The 14,922-nt window shown below is 61.3% G+C and carries 10 protein-coding genes and 2 tRNA genes; 7 read left to right on the forward strand and 5 right to left on the reverse strand.

All coding sequences use genetic code 11. The features are described from left to right. Positions 1 to 25 precede the first annotated feature (25 nt). Positions 26 to 2,413 (reverse strand): phosphoenolpyruvate synthase, encoded by a 2,388-nt coding sequence (gene ppsA, locus FLQ03_RS09970; protein WP_144371274.1) that lies wholly within the window; start codon positions 2,411 to 2,413, stop codon positions 26 to 28. Positions 2,414 to 2,702: 289 nt separating this feature from the next. Here ppsA and ppsR point away from each other — a divergent pair, with 289 nt between their 5' ends. Both ppsR and FLQ03_RS09980 read left to right on the forward strand, forming a co-directional pair. Continuing rightward, a complete protein-coding gene (gene ppsR / locus FLQ03_RS09975; protein ID WP_144371275.1) occupies positions 2,703 to 3,524 on the forward strand; it encodes a posphoenolpyruvate synthetase regulatory kinase/phosphorylase PpsR in 822 nt (273 codons plus the stop codon). Positions 3,525 to 3,645: 121 nt separating this feature from the next. Then, positions 3,646 to 3,858: a sigma factor-like helix-turn-helix DNA-binding protein gene (locus FLQ03_RS09980; protein WP_144371276.1), complete on the forward strand. Its 213-nt coding sequence runs from the start codon at positions 3,646 to 3,648 to the stop codon at positions 3,856 to 3,858. Positions 3,859 to 3,926: 68 nt separating this feature from the next. Here FLQ03_RS09980 and FLQ03_RS09985 read toward each other — a convergent pair whose 3' ends face one another. Beyond that, positions 3,927 to 4,331 (reverse strand): NUDIX hydrolase, encoded by a 405-nt coding sequence (locus tag FLQ03_RS09985; protein WP_144371277.1) that lies wholly within the window; start codon positions 4,329 to 4,331, stop codon positions 3,927 to 3,929. 159 nt (positions 4,332 to 4,490) lie between these two features. Here FLQ03_RS09985 and FLQ03_RS09990 point away from each other — a divergent pair. Beyond that, positions 4,491 to 4,567 (forward strand) — tRNA-Arg (locus tag FLQ03_RS09990). Positions 4,568 to 4,573: 6 nt separating this feature from the next. Next, positions 4,574 to 4,649 (forward strand) — tRNA-Glu (locus FLQ03_RS09995). Between the two features lie 55 nt (positions 4,650 to 4,704). Here FLQ03_RS09995 and FLQ03_RS10000 read toward each other — a convergent pair. Together FLQ03_RS10000 and FLQ03_RS10005 are read right to left on the reverse strand one after the other, a co-directional pair. Continuing rightward, positions 4,705 to 9,057, reverse strand: a complete 4,353-nt coding sequence (locus FLQ03_RS10000; RefSeq protein WP_144371278.1) for a PAS domain-containing protein — start codon at positions 9,055 to 9,057, stop codon at positions 4,705 to 4,707. An 89-nt stretch (positions 9,058 to 9,146) separates the two neighbouring features. Continuing rightward, a complete protein-coding gene (locus tag FLQ03_RS10005) occupies positions 9,147 to 10,265 on the reverse strand; it encodes a response regulator (RefSeq protein WP_144371279.1) in 1,119 nt (372 codons plus the stop codon). A 283-nt stretch (positions 10,266 to 10,548) separates the two neighbouring features. On the opposite strand from FLQ03_RS10005, the gene cysD reads away from it, so the two are divergent. The 3 genes from cysD (at position 10,549) to FLQ03_RS10020 (ending at position 14,288) form a co-directional block, all read left to right on the forward strand. Further along, a complete protein-coding gene (cysD, locus tag FLQ03_RS10010; protein WP_144371280.1) occupies positions 10,549 to 11,475 on the forward strand; it encodes a sulfate adenylyltransferase subunit CysD in 927 nt (308 codons plus the stop codon). Between the two features lie 74 nt (positions 11,476 to 11,549). Further along, positions 11,550 to 12,983, forward strand: coding sequence for a sulfate adenylyltransferase subunit CysN (cysN, locus tag FLQ03_RS10015; protein WP_144371281.1), 1,434 nt, complete (start codon positions 11,550 to 11,552; stop codon positions 12,981 to 12,983). A gap of 171 nt (positions 12,984 to 13,154) precedes the next feature. Then, positions 13,155 to 14,288 (forward strand): tyrosine-type recombinase/integrase, encoded by a 1,134-nt coding sequence (locus FLQ03_RS10020; protein ID WP_240802248.1) that lies wholly within the window; start codon positions 13,155 to 13,157, stop codon positions 14,286 to 14,288. Here FLQ03_RS10020 and FLQ03_RS10025 read toward each other — a convergent pair. Next, positions 14,285 to 14,922: IS3 family transposase (locus FLQ03_RS10025; RefSeq protein WP_144371282.1), on the reverse strand; the 638-nt coding region annotated here is incomplete at its 5' end. The genes FLQ03_RS10020 and FLQ03_RS10025 overlap by 4 nt on opposite strands.

Genomic DNA, 14,922 nt, shown 5'->3' on the forward strand with positions numbered 1-14,922 from the left:
CGGGCGTGGGGCAGAAACGCAACGCTTAGGCGTTCAGTTCCTTGGCCAGGTACAACCAGGTTTCCACCACGGTATCCGGGTTCAGGGACACGGTTTCGATGCCCTCTTCCACCAGCCACTTGGCGAAGTCCGGGTGATCGGACGGGCCTTGGCCGCAGATACCTACGTACTTGTCGAGCTTGCGGCAAGCCTGGATCGCCATGTGCAGCATGGCTTTCACGGCTTCGTTGCGCTCGTCGAAGGTGGAGGCGATCGGGCCGCCGGAGTCACGATCCACGCCCAGGGTGAGCTGGGTCATGTCGTTGGAACCGATGGAGAAACCGTCAAAGTGCTGCAGGAACTTCTCGGCCAGAATGGCGTTGGTCGGCAGTTCGCACATCATGATCAGGCGCAGGCCGTTTTCGCCGCGCTTCAGGCCGTTGGCGGCCAGGATCTCGATCACTTTTTCGGCTTCGGCCAGGGTACGCACGAACGGGATCATCACTTCCACGTTGGTGAGGCCCATTACGTCGCGCACTTTCTTGATGGCGCGGCATTCCAGCTCGAAACAGTCGCGGAAGCTGTCGGCCACGTAACGCGCGGCACCACGGAAGCCCAGCATCGGGTTTTCTTCGTGCGGTTCGTACAGTTGGCCGCCGATCAGGTTGGCGTACTCGTTCGACTTGAAGTCGGACATGCGCACGATCACCTTTTTCGGCGAGAAGGCCGCAGCCAGCGTGGACACGCCTTCGGCGATCTTGTCGACGTAGAAGTCAACCGGGCTGGCGTAACCGGCGATGCGATCGGTGATGGTCGCTTTCAGGTCGGCCGGCAGGCTGTCGAATTCCAGCAGCGCTTTCGGGTGGATACCGATCTGGCGGTTGATCACGAACTCCATGCGCGCCAGGCCCACGCCTTCGTTCGGCAGCTGCGCGAAGTCGAAAGCCAGTTCCGGGTTGCCCACGTTCATCATGATCTTCACCGGCGACTTCGGCATCTTGTCGAGTTCGAGCTCGATGATTTCCACGTCCAGCAGGCCATCATAGATGTTGCCGGTGTCGCCTTCGGCGCAGGAAACGGTCACTTGCATGCCATCCTGCAGCAGGTCGGTGGCGTCGCCACAACCTACTACCGCCGGAATGCCCAGCTCGCGCGCAATGATGGCCGCGTGGCAGGTACGGCCGCCACGGTTGGTCACGATCGCGGCAGCGCGCTTCATTACCGGTTCCCAATCCGGGTCGGTCATGTCGGTAACCAGCACGTCGCCGGCTTTGACCTGATCCATCTCGGACGCGTCCTTGATCATGCGCACGGTACCCTGGCCGATTTTCTGACCAATGGCACGGCCTTCACACAGCACGGTGGAGGTGTTTTTCAGACGGTAGCGGCGCAGGGTGTCCTTGCGGTCTTCCTGCGATTTCACCGTTTCCGGACGCGCCTGCAGGATGTACAGCTTGCCATCCAGGCCGTCGCGGCCCCACTCGATATCCATCGGGCGGGCGTAGTGTTTTTCGATGATCAGCGCGTACTGGGCCAGTTCGGCCACTTCGGCGTCGGTGATCGAGAACTGCTTGCGCAGGTCTTCGGCCACGTCCACGGTTTTCACGGAACGGCCGGCTTGCGACGCGTCGGTGAATTCCATCTTGATCAGCTTGGAGCCCATGGTCTTGCGCAGGATGGCAGGACGGCCGGCTTTCAGCGTCGGCTTGTGAACGTAGAATTCGTCCGGGTTCACCGCACCTTGCACCACCGTTTCGCCCAGGCCGTAGGACGAGGTGATGAACACCACGTCTTCAAAGCCGGACTCGGTATCGATGGTGAACATCACGCCCGCAGCGCCGCTGTCGGAACGCACCATGCGCTGTACACCGGCAGACAGTGCCACCACATCGTGGGCAAAGCCTTTGTGTACGCGGTAGGAAATGGCGCGGTCGTTGTACAGGGAAGCGAATACGTGCTTCATGGCGTCTTTGACGTTGTCAAGGCCACGGATATTCAGGAAGGTTTCTTGCTGGCCTGCGAACGAGGCATCGGGGAGGTCTTCTGCGGTTGCAGAGGAGCGGACTGCTACGGAGATGTCGGCGCCGCCGGCGTCGGCGACCATTTTTTCCCAGGCGGTCTTGATGTCTTCATCAAGTTTGACCGGGAAAGGCGTGTCGATGATCCATTGACGGATCTCTTTGCCGACACGGGCCAGCTCCGTGACGTCGTCAATATCAAGCTTCGACAACGCCGCATTGATGCGGTCAGCCAGACCATTATGCTGGAGGAAATCCCGGTAGGCATCTGCTGTAGTAGCAAAACCGCCCGGAACGCGCACCCCGGAATGGGCCAGCTGACTGATCATTTCGCCGAGGGAGGCGTTCTTGCCGCCTACTTTCTCGACATCGGTCATGCGCAGGTTCTCGAACCAGATGACGTAGTTCTCTGCCATCACTTCACTTCCTGTGTTGGATTGGACGATAGGGAAGCCCGCATTCTAGCCGAACAAGACCCGCTTTGCGTAGTTACTTTTGCATCGCACAACACAGGGCTTTCCCTGAATTATCAGCACACTGGATAAAAAATATTGTGTATCCCCATGACTTCCAAGGAAGAAATGTAATAGCGGCACTACAATGCCGGCCAGTGCTACAGGCACGGCATTGATCTGGCTGCTTGCCGTCGCCGCTAAAACGGCACAGACTGCTGACAGCCCAACAACCCGCATTACAGGACCTGCCATGCCGCACCGCCGCTCCGCCTTCTTCGTTTCCGACCGCACCGGCATTACCGCCGAGTCGCTGGGTAACACCCTGCTGACCCAGTTCGATACCGAGGAATTCAAACGCGAAACCATCCCGTTCATCGATACCGTGGAAAAAGCGCAGGAACTGGCGCGTCGTATCGACGAAGTGGCGCAGGAAGACCACGAAAAACCGCTGGTCTTCACCAGTATCATCAAGGCGGACGTGCGCGCCGCCCTCAACATCAACAGCGCGCTGGTGATCGACTTCTTCGAAACCTTTATCGGCGAGCTGGAAAAAGAGCTGGGCGAAAAAGCCACCATGGAAGTGGGCAAGGCCCACGGCATGTCCAATGAAGAGAAATACGACCATCGCATCGAAGCGGTGAACTACTCGCTGAACCACGACGACGGCGTGAAGCTGAAAGACCTGGACGAGGCCGACGTGATCCTGGTGGGCGTATCGCGCTCGGGCAAAACCCCTACCTGCCTGTACCTGGCGCTGCAATACGGCATCAAGGCGGCCAACTACCCGCTGACGCCGGAAGACCTTAGCAGCCCGACCCTGCCCAAGATGCTGCTGCCGTTCAAGAACAAGATCTTCGGCCTCACCATCGACCCGAACCGCCTGCACTTCATCCGCTCGGAGCGCCGCCCGGATTCGCGCTACGCCAGCATGGACAACTGCCGCCGCGAGGTGAACGAAGCGGAATCGATGTTCCGCCACCATTCGGTGCCGTTCATCAGCACCACGCACAAGTCGATTGAAGAGATCGCCTCCACCATCATGCACAAGGCGCATCTGGGCCGCCGCTTCTGATGGAAGTTGGCCGCATGGCGGGCAAGCCATGCGGCCACAATAAACAGGTGCATTTTTCCTGCATGGGTCTATGCTGAATTCAGGTTTGCCCCACCGCAACCCACCTGCAGGAGAAACCATCATGCGACTGGAACACTTCAACCACATCGCCAATCTGATCGGCCTGAAGAAAAAGTCCCGTGAAGCCGTATGGCTCATCGAGATCGACGGCATGACCGGTTACGCCGCATCGCGGCAGCTGGATATCAGCCAGTCTACCGTCTCGCGCGCGCACGCCCGTTTCCGCAAGGCGCTGCACCAGATCAACCAGCTGACACCGCACCTGCCCCTATAGGCATACCGCACCACATCAAGGCGGCCAACCCCGGCAACGAGGTTGGCCGCCATGCATTTACAAGGTCATTAGAACGCCGCGCTGCGCACCACGCCGTCAAACGCCAGACAGTCGGCCACCCGCTGCCGTTGCACTGGCGACAAGTCATGCAGCGGCCAGTAACGCCAGGCCAGATGTTCGTCGCTCAGCGTCAGGCTGGCCCCCTCCGGCAAGCGACAGCGGAAGATGCAGGCCTGCGATTCGTACTCTGCGTGATAGTAGACCCCGGTCAGGCAATCTATCTGCACGGCAACGCCCAGCTCTTCCAGGCACTCGCGCTGTAGCGCCTGGTGAATGGTCTCCCCAGGCTCCAGCGCGCCCCCCGGCAAACCCCAGGCCTGCTTGCCGTAACTGGCCTGCAATAGCAGCACCTCGCCTTGCGCGTTCAAAATCACCGCGTGGCTGCTGATACGGAAGCGATCATCGAAGGCCATGCAAGCTCCTGTTTTTGTAGTAGGTTTTGTGTCAATTCGGCGACTAGCCATCGCCCACCTGCAAAATACTGCCAGATTTTTACAAAAAGGTGTTGACACTCAAAGCGCCCATCCGTATAGTTCGCATCTCTCGCAAGACAACGGTCAAACGAGAACAGCGCACCCGTAGCTCAGTTGGATAGAGTATTTGGCTACGAACCAAAGGGTCGGGCGTTCGAATCGCTCCGGGTGCGCCACAATCTGTCCCCATCGTCTAGAGGCCTAGGACACCGCCCTTTCACGGCGATAACCGGGGTTCGAATCCCCGTGGGGACGCCAGGATTCGACAAAAAAGCCACCGCAAGGTGGCTTTTTTGTTTTCCGTTTCCGCCGCTCACTCTACGTCCGGCAGAGCCGCAATCGCGTCGCGTACCGGCTGCAATGCCCCGACCGTCGCCGCCAGCGCCGCCGCCATCTCCGCAACCATCTCGCCTTGCCTGGCCAGGCTTTCCAGCTGCTCGGCCTGCTGACGTACCGTTTCGGCACTGACATTGCTGGCGGCGCCTTTCAGCGTATGCGCCAGCAACTGCACCCGGGCAATATCGCCCTGCTGCAACGCCGCCGCGGCTTCGTCGCCAAATGAAGCCTGGCTGCTGGCAAACAGACGCAACCATTTCAGATAGACCTTGCGCTTGTGCATGGCGCGCGCCAAGCCCTCCTCTACTGCCACCCCACAAGCGGCCAAGCTGCCCCAGCTTGCCGCCTCGTCGTCACCGGCTTGCGGCGCGGGCGTCGGGTCGCGCCGGCTTACCTGTGGCGGCGGCGCCTTGCCTGCCAGCCCCAGCCTGGCCAGTACCGCAAACAGTTTGTCGGGATCGATCGGTTTGCTGACGTAATCATCCATGCCGGCGGCCAGTGCTTCTTCGCGGCTACCCGCCAGTGCATTGGCAGTTAGCGCCACCACCGGGATGGCAGCCCAATCCGGATGGGCGCGAATGCGCGCAGTAGCAGTAAAACCATCCATCACCGGCATGTGGCAATCCATCAGGATAACGTCGGGGCGATAGCTGGCCAGCAGGTGCAGCGCTTCTTCGCCGTTGCCGGCGTAGCGGACAGTCGCACCGGCATCGGCCAGATAGGCGCCAACCACTTCCTGGTTCAGCAGCACGTCGTCTACCACCAGCACCTGGTAGCCGGTGAGCGTTTGCGTTACCACCTGCGGGGCTGGCTCCGGCAGCGCGTGGCCGTCCTGCAAACGCAACAGCCCCTGGCGCAAACGCTGCGGCGTCAGCGGTTTGGTCCACACCGCCACCACCGGCATGCCGGCAGGCACCAGACCGACGGCGTCGGTCAGGCTGAGGTGGCGGATGCTCAGCAGCACGCAACGGCTGTGCTGCGGCCAGCGCATGCTGCCAAAGACGTGTGCCCAACCGGGCTGGTCGATATCGATCAGCCACAGGTTATCCGGCTGGCCGTCTTCCGCCGCGGCCAGCGTGCTGCCCACCCCGACCATATGGCTAGCAGGCAGCCCCAACGCCTGCAACTGCTGTTGCAGCACCTTGGCCAGGGTTGGCCGCATGCCGTACAGCCAGACCCCGGGCAGCGGGCAACCGGGCCAATCGTCCCCCCCGGCAACGGCCTGCCACGGCAGGACAAAGCGGAAGGTGCTACCCACGCCGGGGCGGGACACCACGTCAATCCCCTGTCCGCCCATCAGGCGCACCAGCTGGCTGGAAATCACCAGCCCCAGCCCGGTACCGCCAAAACGGCGCTGGGTGGACACATCCGCCTGGCTGAAAGGCTGGAACAACCTGGCAAGCTGTTCTTCGCTCATGCCGATGCCGCTATCGCTGACGCTGAATTGCCAGCCGTCGGCGTGCGGCTCGATGCGCAGCACGATCTCGCCCTCGCGGGTGAATTTCACCGCATTGCCCAGCAGGTTCAGCAGTACCTGACCCAGACGCAGCGGGTCGCCCACCATCCGCGCCGGCACGCCCGGCGCCACATCGAACACCAACTCCAGCGGCTTGCCTTCCACCCGCATGGACAGCATGTCGGCCAGCGAGCCCAGTACGCTATCCAGCTCGAAGCGGGTTTGCTCCACTTGCAGGTGGCCGGACTCGATCTTGGAGAAGTCCAGTATGTCGTTGATGATGTCCAGCAGGCCGCGCGCGGACGACAGTACCTTTTGCAGGAACTGCCGCGTGCGTTCCGGCAGCGCATCGCGCAAGGCCAGGTCGGCCATGCCGATGATGGCGTTCATCGGAGTGCGGATTTCATGGCTCATATTGGCCAGGAAGGCGCTCTTGGTGGCGGCGGCAGCCTCGGCGGCCAACTTGGCGGCCTCCATCTGCTGCGCCAGGGCTTTCTGTTCGCTGATGTCTTCCTGCACGCTGACAAAATGGGTCAGCCGGCCGGCGCTGTCGCGCATCGGCGAGATCATCTGCATCACCCATAGCGGGGAGCCGTCCTTGCGCCGGTTCAGCATCTCGCCGTGCCAGCTGATACCGTTGCGCAACGAGTGCCACAGGCTTTGATAGGTGTCGCGGTCGGTTTCCCCCGACCTAAACAGCTGCGGTGTCTGGCCCAGGATCTCGGCCTCGCTGTAGCCGGTCATCGCCAGCAAGCGCGGGTTGACGTACTCGATGACGCCGTTAATGTCGGTAATCAGCACCCCGGCCGGGCTTTGCGTCACCGCACGCGACATCTGCTCCAGCCGCGCCTCGCTGGCGCGCTGGGCGCTGATATCGCGGAAGTACAGCACTGCGGCCAGGTCGCCGTGCCCTTCCGGCAGCAGGTTCAGCTGATATACCACCGGGAAACTGGCACGCTGCCGACTACCGAACAGCTCCCACTGGCTGGCGCAAGACTGCCGCAACAGCAGCGCCTGCAACAAGGGGCCGGGCTCGTGATAGACACGCCCGTCCGGGCCGCTGTGTTGCAGCACTTGCTCCAGCAACTGGCCCTCCAGCTCGTCGGCGGCCAGGCCCAGCAGGCTACCAGCGGCGCGGTTGCAAAACACGATATGGCCGCCAGCGCTCAGCCCGATAATGCCGTCTTCGATCGCCCCCAGAATGGCCTGCGCCTTGGCTTCGGCATGGCTGGCGGCCAACTCGGCGCGCGCCAGACGCTCCTGCTCCAGCGCCTGCAGGGTGGCAGTTTTTTCTTCCAGGATGGACACGTAGTGCGAGATGTCCTGGATCACCGCCATCCGTTGCGACGGCGTGCCGTCGGCGTGCCAGTCGTGGCGCCCCATTTCCTGCACGTGCTTGATGCGGTCGCCAAACTGCAAGCGGTAGTTCACCCGGTACTGCCCGGCGCGGTCGTCGGCGTACACCGCCAGCACCCGCGGCAGATCGTCGGGGTGCACGCGGGCGCGGAACAGGCTTTCACTGGCATTGAACGCCTCGGGGTACTCCATCAGCACCGATAGCTGGCGCGACCACGACACCTCGCCGCTACGCAGATCCACCATGTAATAGCCCAGCCGCGCCATCTGCTCGGCATCTTCCAGCTGCTGCTGGCGTTGCAGCAGTTTGCCGGTATGCTCGGCCACCTTGGCCTCCAGCTCGTAGGCGTAGCTCCACAGGCGCTTTTGCGCGGCCCCGATCTGCTCTGCCATCAGGTTGAAGCTGTGCGCCAGGCGGCCGATTTCGTCGTTGTCGCTTTCCGCTACCCGCACGTGGATCTCGCCATTCCCCAGACGGGTACTGGCATCCACCAGCACCTGCAGCGGTTGCAACAGCCGCTTGGCCAGCCAGAAGCCCAACACCAGCAATACAACGGCCAACACCGACATCAGCAGCAGTATCTGCAGTTGCAGCTGCCGGAGTGGCTGCATCACTTCCTGCTGGTCCATCTTCACCACCAGCCCCCAGCCCAGCCCGGGTACCGGCTCCCAGGCCGCCAGCACCGGCACCCCGCGATGATCTTCCCGCAAGCCCACGCCGCGCCGGCCTCGCAGGGCATCGAAAATCGGATTCAAGCGCGCCTCGTCGGCAGCCAGCCGCAGCCGGAAGGCGGCGTCCGGCTGGAGCCGCAGCGGCCCCAGCACCAGGGCATGGCCATCACTGTCGCGCCGCGCCAGCATCACCTCGCCACTCTCCCCCAGCCCTACCCGGCTGCTCAGAATACGGTTCAGCGACTCTGCGCTGAGACTGATGACGAAATAGCCGACCAGCCGGCCCTCACGCATCATGGTAGAGAGCCAGAACGCCGTTTCTCGCCCTGCCGGCGCATAGTAGTCATGCGGTACAAAGTAGGTTCCCGGCCGCAAACCGGCATGGCGGACCTCGCTCGCCAACCATGTTCGCATCAACTGGCCCGTCAGCAGCTCGCTACCGAAGTCCAGCCGTTGCTTTGCGCTGTACACCACGCGCCCGCCGACATCCAGCAGCAGCACATCGTCCAGACCATCCAGCATGCGGAAATCCAGCGCCTGACGGCATGCCGCCCGCTGCCGGCGGTAGGCATCCGATAACGGCCCGGCTTCGCGCATTGCCCGGCCCAAGGCCTCGCTGCATTGCTGGATGGCCGGGTTGGCCGCCAACACCCGGACATGATCCTTCTGCCCGGATTGCCACGCCGCCAGCTCACGCACCCGGTCGTCCGCCAGCGACTGTACCCGCAGAAACAGCGAATGCTGCAAAGAAGCGGCGGCATGGTGATAGGCAAGGTAGGCCGTCACCACAATGGGTAACAAACTCCCCAGCAAAAACCACAACAGCAAACGATGACGAATGGACATGACACATCCCGACTGAACGGCTACCCGGCAGGGCTGGTCGATACCGGCTGCCAACCCTACCGTCGGCCAGGCAGCGGGGCAGACTGCCGTTACAAGTCAGGCAAGGCGGCCAGCGCTTGCTTCAGCGCCTCCACGCCGCGCGCGTCCCCGCGGTACAGGTCCAGCAGCTGGTAGCTGGTTTCGCGCAGTACCGCCATCAGCTGTTCTTCCTGCGCTTCAGTCAACCCAAGGTGCACCAAGCTGCGCTCTACCCGGCTGAGCGAGGTTTCCAGATAGGTACTGGCCGCCACCCGGTCTTCCCGCCGTTGGCTGTCTAACGCCGCCACGCCATCGCGGACGCTTTGCAGCAGGCTGCGCAACTGGGCTTCGCGCTGGTGTACCCGCTGTTGCAGCACCAGGATCTTCAACCGCTCGGACGCCAGCTCGGTCAACACCGCAAAATGGTCACGCAGCCGGCCGGCGCGGTCGTCGTCCTCCACCGGCAGGTCGCGTACCAGCAGGGTGACACCATCAAAGTTGAACGCCACCCGCTTGCCCAGGCTGACGATACGGCCACAGTCGGCGATCAACTGCAGCACACCGCGCTCCATCTCGCTCACCTCCCCCTCCTGGCTGCGTTCGTAGCGCTCCCCCTCCACCCGCAGGGCGACGGCGCCATTGACGCCAAAGCCGGTCAGGGTATCCAGCAAGGCCTGCGCCAGCTGCGCCAGGCTGGTGCAGACCATGGCCCGGCGCGAAAAATCCACCACCAGCCCCAGTTCAGCGGCATTGCTCATCGCCGTCATGGCGGTGGCGGTGGCGTAACTGGCCTGGCTGGCCAAGGCGGCCTTTTCACGCTGGCGACGGAACAAGGCATCGATGCGCGACGCGACCACGCCCAGGTTCAGCGGCTTGGAAGTGAAGTCCTCGCCGCCAGCGTCGTAGGCAGCCATGCGGTCTTCCAGCGAGGTCAGCCCGGACAGGAACACCACCGGGATGTCGCAGGTGTCGAAATCCGCCTTCAAGCGGCGGCACACTTCGTAGCCGTCCATCTGCGGCATGTTGATGTCCAGCAGGATCAAGGCTGGTTGCAGGCTGCCAACCTCGGCCAGTGCCTGTAGCGGATTGCTGAAACAACGTAGCGTGTACAGTTCTTCCAGACCGTCGCTGATCATCTCGCCGGTCAGTACGTCATCATCGATGACTGCAATCAGGGGTTTGTCGCTCATCGGGCACCCACCTTGAGTTATGTTGAACGCGTACTGCAGTGTCTTCCTCCATTCTAGTCACAGTTCTTTAAGTAGAGATGGTGTTCAATCGATAAATATGACCATCATTTGACGCCCTATATTCCTGCTTTAGCACCAAAGCGCGCCATATATAGCATATAGATATATATATTCATTCTTTCGGGGAAACGCGCCTCTCCGGTACATTGGCGGTGCCCGGAAAGTCCGGCACGGCGCCTGCCCGGCCGCCGCGATGCCAACAGCCAGAGAATTGAGCGCAAAGATGAATATCAGTCAGGAGAGGCTGACTCACCTCAAGCAACTTGAAGCCGAGTCCATCCACATCATCCGTGAAGTCGCCGCCGAGTTTGATAACCCGGTGATGCTGTACTCCATCGGCAAGGATTCTGCCGTGATGTTGCGCCTGGCCGAGAAGGCCTTCGCACCCGGCCGCCCGCCGTTCCCGCTGATGCACGTGGACACCACCTGGAAGTTCAAGGAAATGATCGCGCTGCGCGACAAGCAGGCCCGCGAGTACGGCTGGGACCTGATCGTGCACACCAACCAGGAAGGCGTGGACGCCGGCATCAACCCGTTTACCGCCGGTAGTGCCAAGCACACCGACGTGATGAAAACCGAAGGCCTGAAGCAGGCGCTGAACAAGTACAAGTTCGACGCCGCTTTTGGCGGCGCCCGCCGCGACGAGGAAAAATCGCGAGCCAAGGAGCGCGTGTACTCGTTCCGCGACAAGAACCACCGCTGGGACCCGAAAAGCCAGCGCCCGGAACTGTGGAACATCTACAACGCCAAGATCAACAAGGGCGAAAGCATCCGCGTGTTCCCGCTGTCCAACTGGACCGAACTGGACATCTGGCAGTACATCCTGCTGGAAAACATCGAGATCGTGCCGCTGTACTTTGCCGCCGAACGCCCGGTGATTGAGCGTGACGGCACGCTGATCATGATCGACGACGAGCGCATCCTGCAGTACCTGAGCGAAGAAGAAAAAGCGCGTATCCAGCACAAGAAAGTGCGCTTCCGCACGCTGGGCTGTTACCCGCTGACCGGCGCGGTGGAATCGGAAGCCGGCACCCTGGCCGACGTGATCCAGGAAATGCTGCTGACCAAGACCTCCGAACGCCAGGGCCGCGTGATCGACCACGACTCGGCCGGCTCGATGGAGAAAAAGAAGATGGAAGGCTACTTCTAAGCCCCGCTTCTTCCTACCGAATATCCTGAGGTTGGCCGCATGCGGCCAACCTAGCTGATGCAAGGCATACGCTCATGGCACACCAATCCGACCTGATCGCCAGCGACATCCTGGCCTACCTGAAGCAGCACGAAAACAAGGACCTGCTGCGCTTCATCACCTGTGGCAACGTGGACGACGGCAAGTCCACGCTGATCGGCCGCCTGCTGCATGACTCCAAGCTGATCTTCGAAGACCAGCTGGCCGCCATCCAGCGCGACTCGAAAAAGTACAACACCACCGATGAAGAGATCGACCTTGCGCTGCTGGTAGACGGCCTGCAGGCCGAGCGCGAGCAAGGCATCACCATCGACGTGGCCTACCGCTACTTCAGTACCGACCGCCGCAAGTTCATCATTGCCGACTGCCCGGGCCACGAGCAGTACACCCGCAACATGGCCACCGGCGCCTCCACCTGCAACCTGGCGGTGATCCTGATCGACGCCCGCTACGGCGTACAGACGCAGACCCGCCGCCACAGCTACATCGTCAGCCTGCTGGGCATCCAGCACGTAGTGGTAGCCATCAACAAGATGGACCTGCTGGACTTCGACCAGGCCGTGTTCAACCGCATCCGCGACGAATACCTGGCCTTTGCTGCGGGCCTGGGCATTGCCGACATCCGCTTCGTGCCGATCAGCGCGCTGCGCGGCGACAACGTGGTGAGCGCCAGCGAGCGCACGCCGTGGTACGACGGCCAGACGCTGATGGGCATCCTCGACAGCGTGGAAATCTCGCACGACGTGGCCCAAAGCGCGTTCCGCCTGCCGGTGCAGTACGTGAACCGCCCCAACCTCGACTTCCGCGGCTTCTGCGGCACCGTGGCCAGCGGCGAAATCCGCCCCGGCGACCGTATCGTGGCGCTGCCGTCCGGCAAGGAAAGCACCGTGGAAAACGTGGTGGTGTACGAAGGCAATCTCGACATCGCCCGCAGCGGCCAAGCCATCACCCTGACGCTGGCCGACGAAATCGACATCTCGCGCGGCGACATGATCGTACGCGCCGACGAGGCCCGCCCGCTGGTGAGCCAGGCGGTGGAAGCCCACCTGGTGTGGATGGACGAAACCCCGCTGGCGGTGGGCAAGGACTACCTGTTCAAGCTGGCCGGCAAAACCGTCACCGGCCGCGTGGAACGCATCGTGCACCGCGTGGACGTCAACACCCTGGACGCTTTCGAGGCCGAAAAGCTGCAGCTGAACGAAATCGGCCTGGTGCGTATCGCCTTCACCGCCCCGGTGGTGTTCGACGCGTACAGCCAGTGCCGCGCAACCGGCAGCCTGATCGTGATCGACCGCCTCTCCAACGCGACCTCCGGCGCCGGCATGATCCGCGGCGAAGCGCAGATCGACAGCGCCAGCCAGGACCAGAGCGACCTCGCCCGCCTGCGCGCGTTCGAGATCGAGTTCAACGCGCTGGTGCGCAAGCACTTCCCGCACTGGGACGCGAAGGATATTTCCAAGTTGTTCTAGAACGTCTATTCAGCCCCGTATTTACTAGATAAAACTGGGCATTATGTCCACAGCTGTCTACTACTGGGTGACTGCAGCCACACAAAAACGTACCCCCATATGTACCCCCATGCTATCTTCAGGGGGTACACATGGGGGTACGTCGTTATGGCAGCAGACAAAAGCAATGGCATGGCACTACTCAAGGATATTCAGTGTCGCAATGCCCACCTAGAAGAGGGTAAGACCGAGTCGAACTACCGGGATGGTGGCGGCTTGGTGTTGGTTGTAACCGCAGAAAGAAAACGCTGGCGCTTTGTCAGCAGTCTTTACGGTAAGCGTATCAAGATCTGGCTAGGTGATTACCCAGCGCTAGGACTGAAACAGGCAAGGTTGGCCGCAGAAGAGTGCAGAGATAGCATCCGCAGTGGCAAGGACCCCTCTGTCGAGCGCAAACTGCATAAGGAGGCAGGTAAGCTTGCCCAGGCCTCTACGTTCGAAGTCGTAGCACTAGAATGGCTGGAAGAACACTGCAGGGTAAAGAACATCAAGCCGGTGACCAGCACCCGCATTGCCAGCCAGCTACGCAAGCATATATTCCCGCACATTGGCAGATTACCGGTCGATACGCTGAACGAAGCCCTACTTCGCAAGCCGGTAGATCTGCTAAGCAAGCAAGGACACCAGCAAACCGCTGCACGTGTACTACAACACATCAGCAGCGTGATGAAGCACGCTAAGCGTACCAGCCGCATCCAGCACGACCCGGTATCCAGCCTTACAGGGCGTAATGGCATTTTACCGGTGATTGTCAGCACCCCCAAAGCAGCCCTTCCCCTGGAAAGCATGCCGCAGCTGCTACAGAAGCTGCGTTCGGTAGATTGCCTGCTGATCATCAAGCTATTCCTGCGCTTTGCTTTGCTGACAGGTGCCAGATCATCAGAGATCCGCTTTGCCCGCTGGGACGAGTTCAACCTAGCAGAAGGCCTCTGGACTATCCCATCGGAGCGCGAGCCGGTAGAAGGCGTAGCGTATAGCTATCGCGGGGAAAAGATGGGCAGGCCACGCATGATCTTCCTAAGCCGCCAAGCCATAGAGGTGATGCAGCAGGTACACGGTCTAAACGAGCACGCCACCTTCGTCTTCGCAGGCGGCCGTGTCGGTAGCCCGGTTTCCAATACCGGCATCAACAATGCCATTCGGGCTATGGGCTACAGCACCGGCACCGACCAATGCCTGCACGGCTTCCGCACTACAATGACATCAGCCCTGAATGAAGCCATGCGCTTCCACCGGGATGCGATTGAATCGCCCCAGCTTCTCTAGACACTCTTGAGCCGTTGGAAATACTGCTTCTCGTACTCTACCGGTGACAGCCCATTTGCGGAACCATGCCGGCGCTTCGGGTTGTAGAACATCTCGATGTAATCGAATATGTCACGACGTGCCGCTTCCCGATCGTGATAGGTTTTTCGCTTGATACGCTCCCGCTTCAGCAACTGGAAGAAGCTCTCCGCCACGGCATTGTCGTGGCAGTTCCCGCGTCGACTCATGCTGGGCACCAAGTGATGGGCCTTCAAGAAGTCTTGCCAGTCGTAGCTACTGAACTGACTTCCCTGGTCGGAATGTACTAGCACCTCATGCTTGGGCTGGCGGCGCCATACCGCCATCAACAGGGCATTCAGAACCAACTCTCTATCGATACGTGACTGCATCGACCAGCCAATAACCTGCCGCGAGAATAGGTCGAGGACCACCGCCAAGTACAACCATCCCTCATGCGTGCGGATGTACGTGATATCCGTCACCCAGACCTTATTCGGCGCCTCCACAGTGAACTGGCGTTGCAGATGGTTCGGTGCTACTACCGCCGGGCGGCCACTGCAATGCCCGGGGCGTCGGTGGTAGCCCGTCTGCGAACGCAGACCCTCCTGCTTCATCAGTCGTGCCACGCGATGTT

This window comes from Vogesella urethralis (assembly GCF_007644045.2).
GTDB lineage: Bacteria > Pseudomonadota > Gammaproteobacteria > Burkholderiales > Chromobacteriaceae > Vogesella > Vogesella urethralis.

What these genes read in the sequence shown, in the direction of transcription:
- ppsA (WP_144371274.1), bottom strand. Translation starts at nt 2,413, where the DNA reads ATGGCAGAGAACTACGTCATCTGGTTCGAGAACCTGCGCATGACCGAT.
- ppsR (WP_144371275.1), top strand. Translation starts at nt 2,703, where the DNA reads ATGCCGCACCGCCGCTCCGCCTTCTTCGTTTCCGACCGCACCGGCATT.
- FLQ03_RS09980 (WP_144371276.1), top strand. Translation starts at nt 3,646, where the DNA reads ATGCGACTGGAACACTTCAACCACATCGCCAATCTGATCGGCCTGAAG.
- FLQ03_RS09985 (WP_144371277.1), bottom strand. Translation starts at nt 4,331, where the DNA reads ATGGCCTTCGATGATCGCTTCCGTATCAGCAGCCACGCGGTGATTTTG.
- FLQ03_RS10000 (WP_144371278.1), bottom strand. Translation starts at nt 9,057, where the DNA reads ATGTCCATTCGTCATCGTTTGCTGTTGTGGTTTTTGCTGGGGAGTTTG.
- FLQ03_RS10005 (WP_144371279.1), bottom strand. Translation starts at nt 10,265, where the DNA reads ATGAGCGACAAACCCCTGATTGCAGTCATCGATGATGACGTACTGACC.
- cysD (WP_144371280.1), top strand. Translation starts at nt 10,549, where the DNA reads ATGAATATCAGTCAGGAGAGGCTGACTCACCTCAAGCAACTTGAAGCC.
- cysN (WP_144371281.1), top strand. Translation starts at nt 11,550, where the DNA reads ATGGCACACCAATCCGACCTGATCGCCAGCGACATCCTGGCCTACCTG.
- FLQ03_RS10020 (WP_240802248.1), top strand. Translation starts at nt 13,155, where the DNA reads ATGGCACTACTCAAGGATATTCAGTGTCGCAATGCCCACCTAGAAGAG.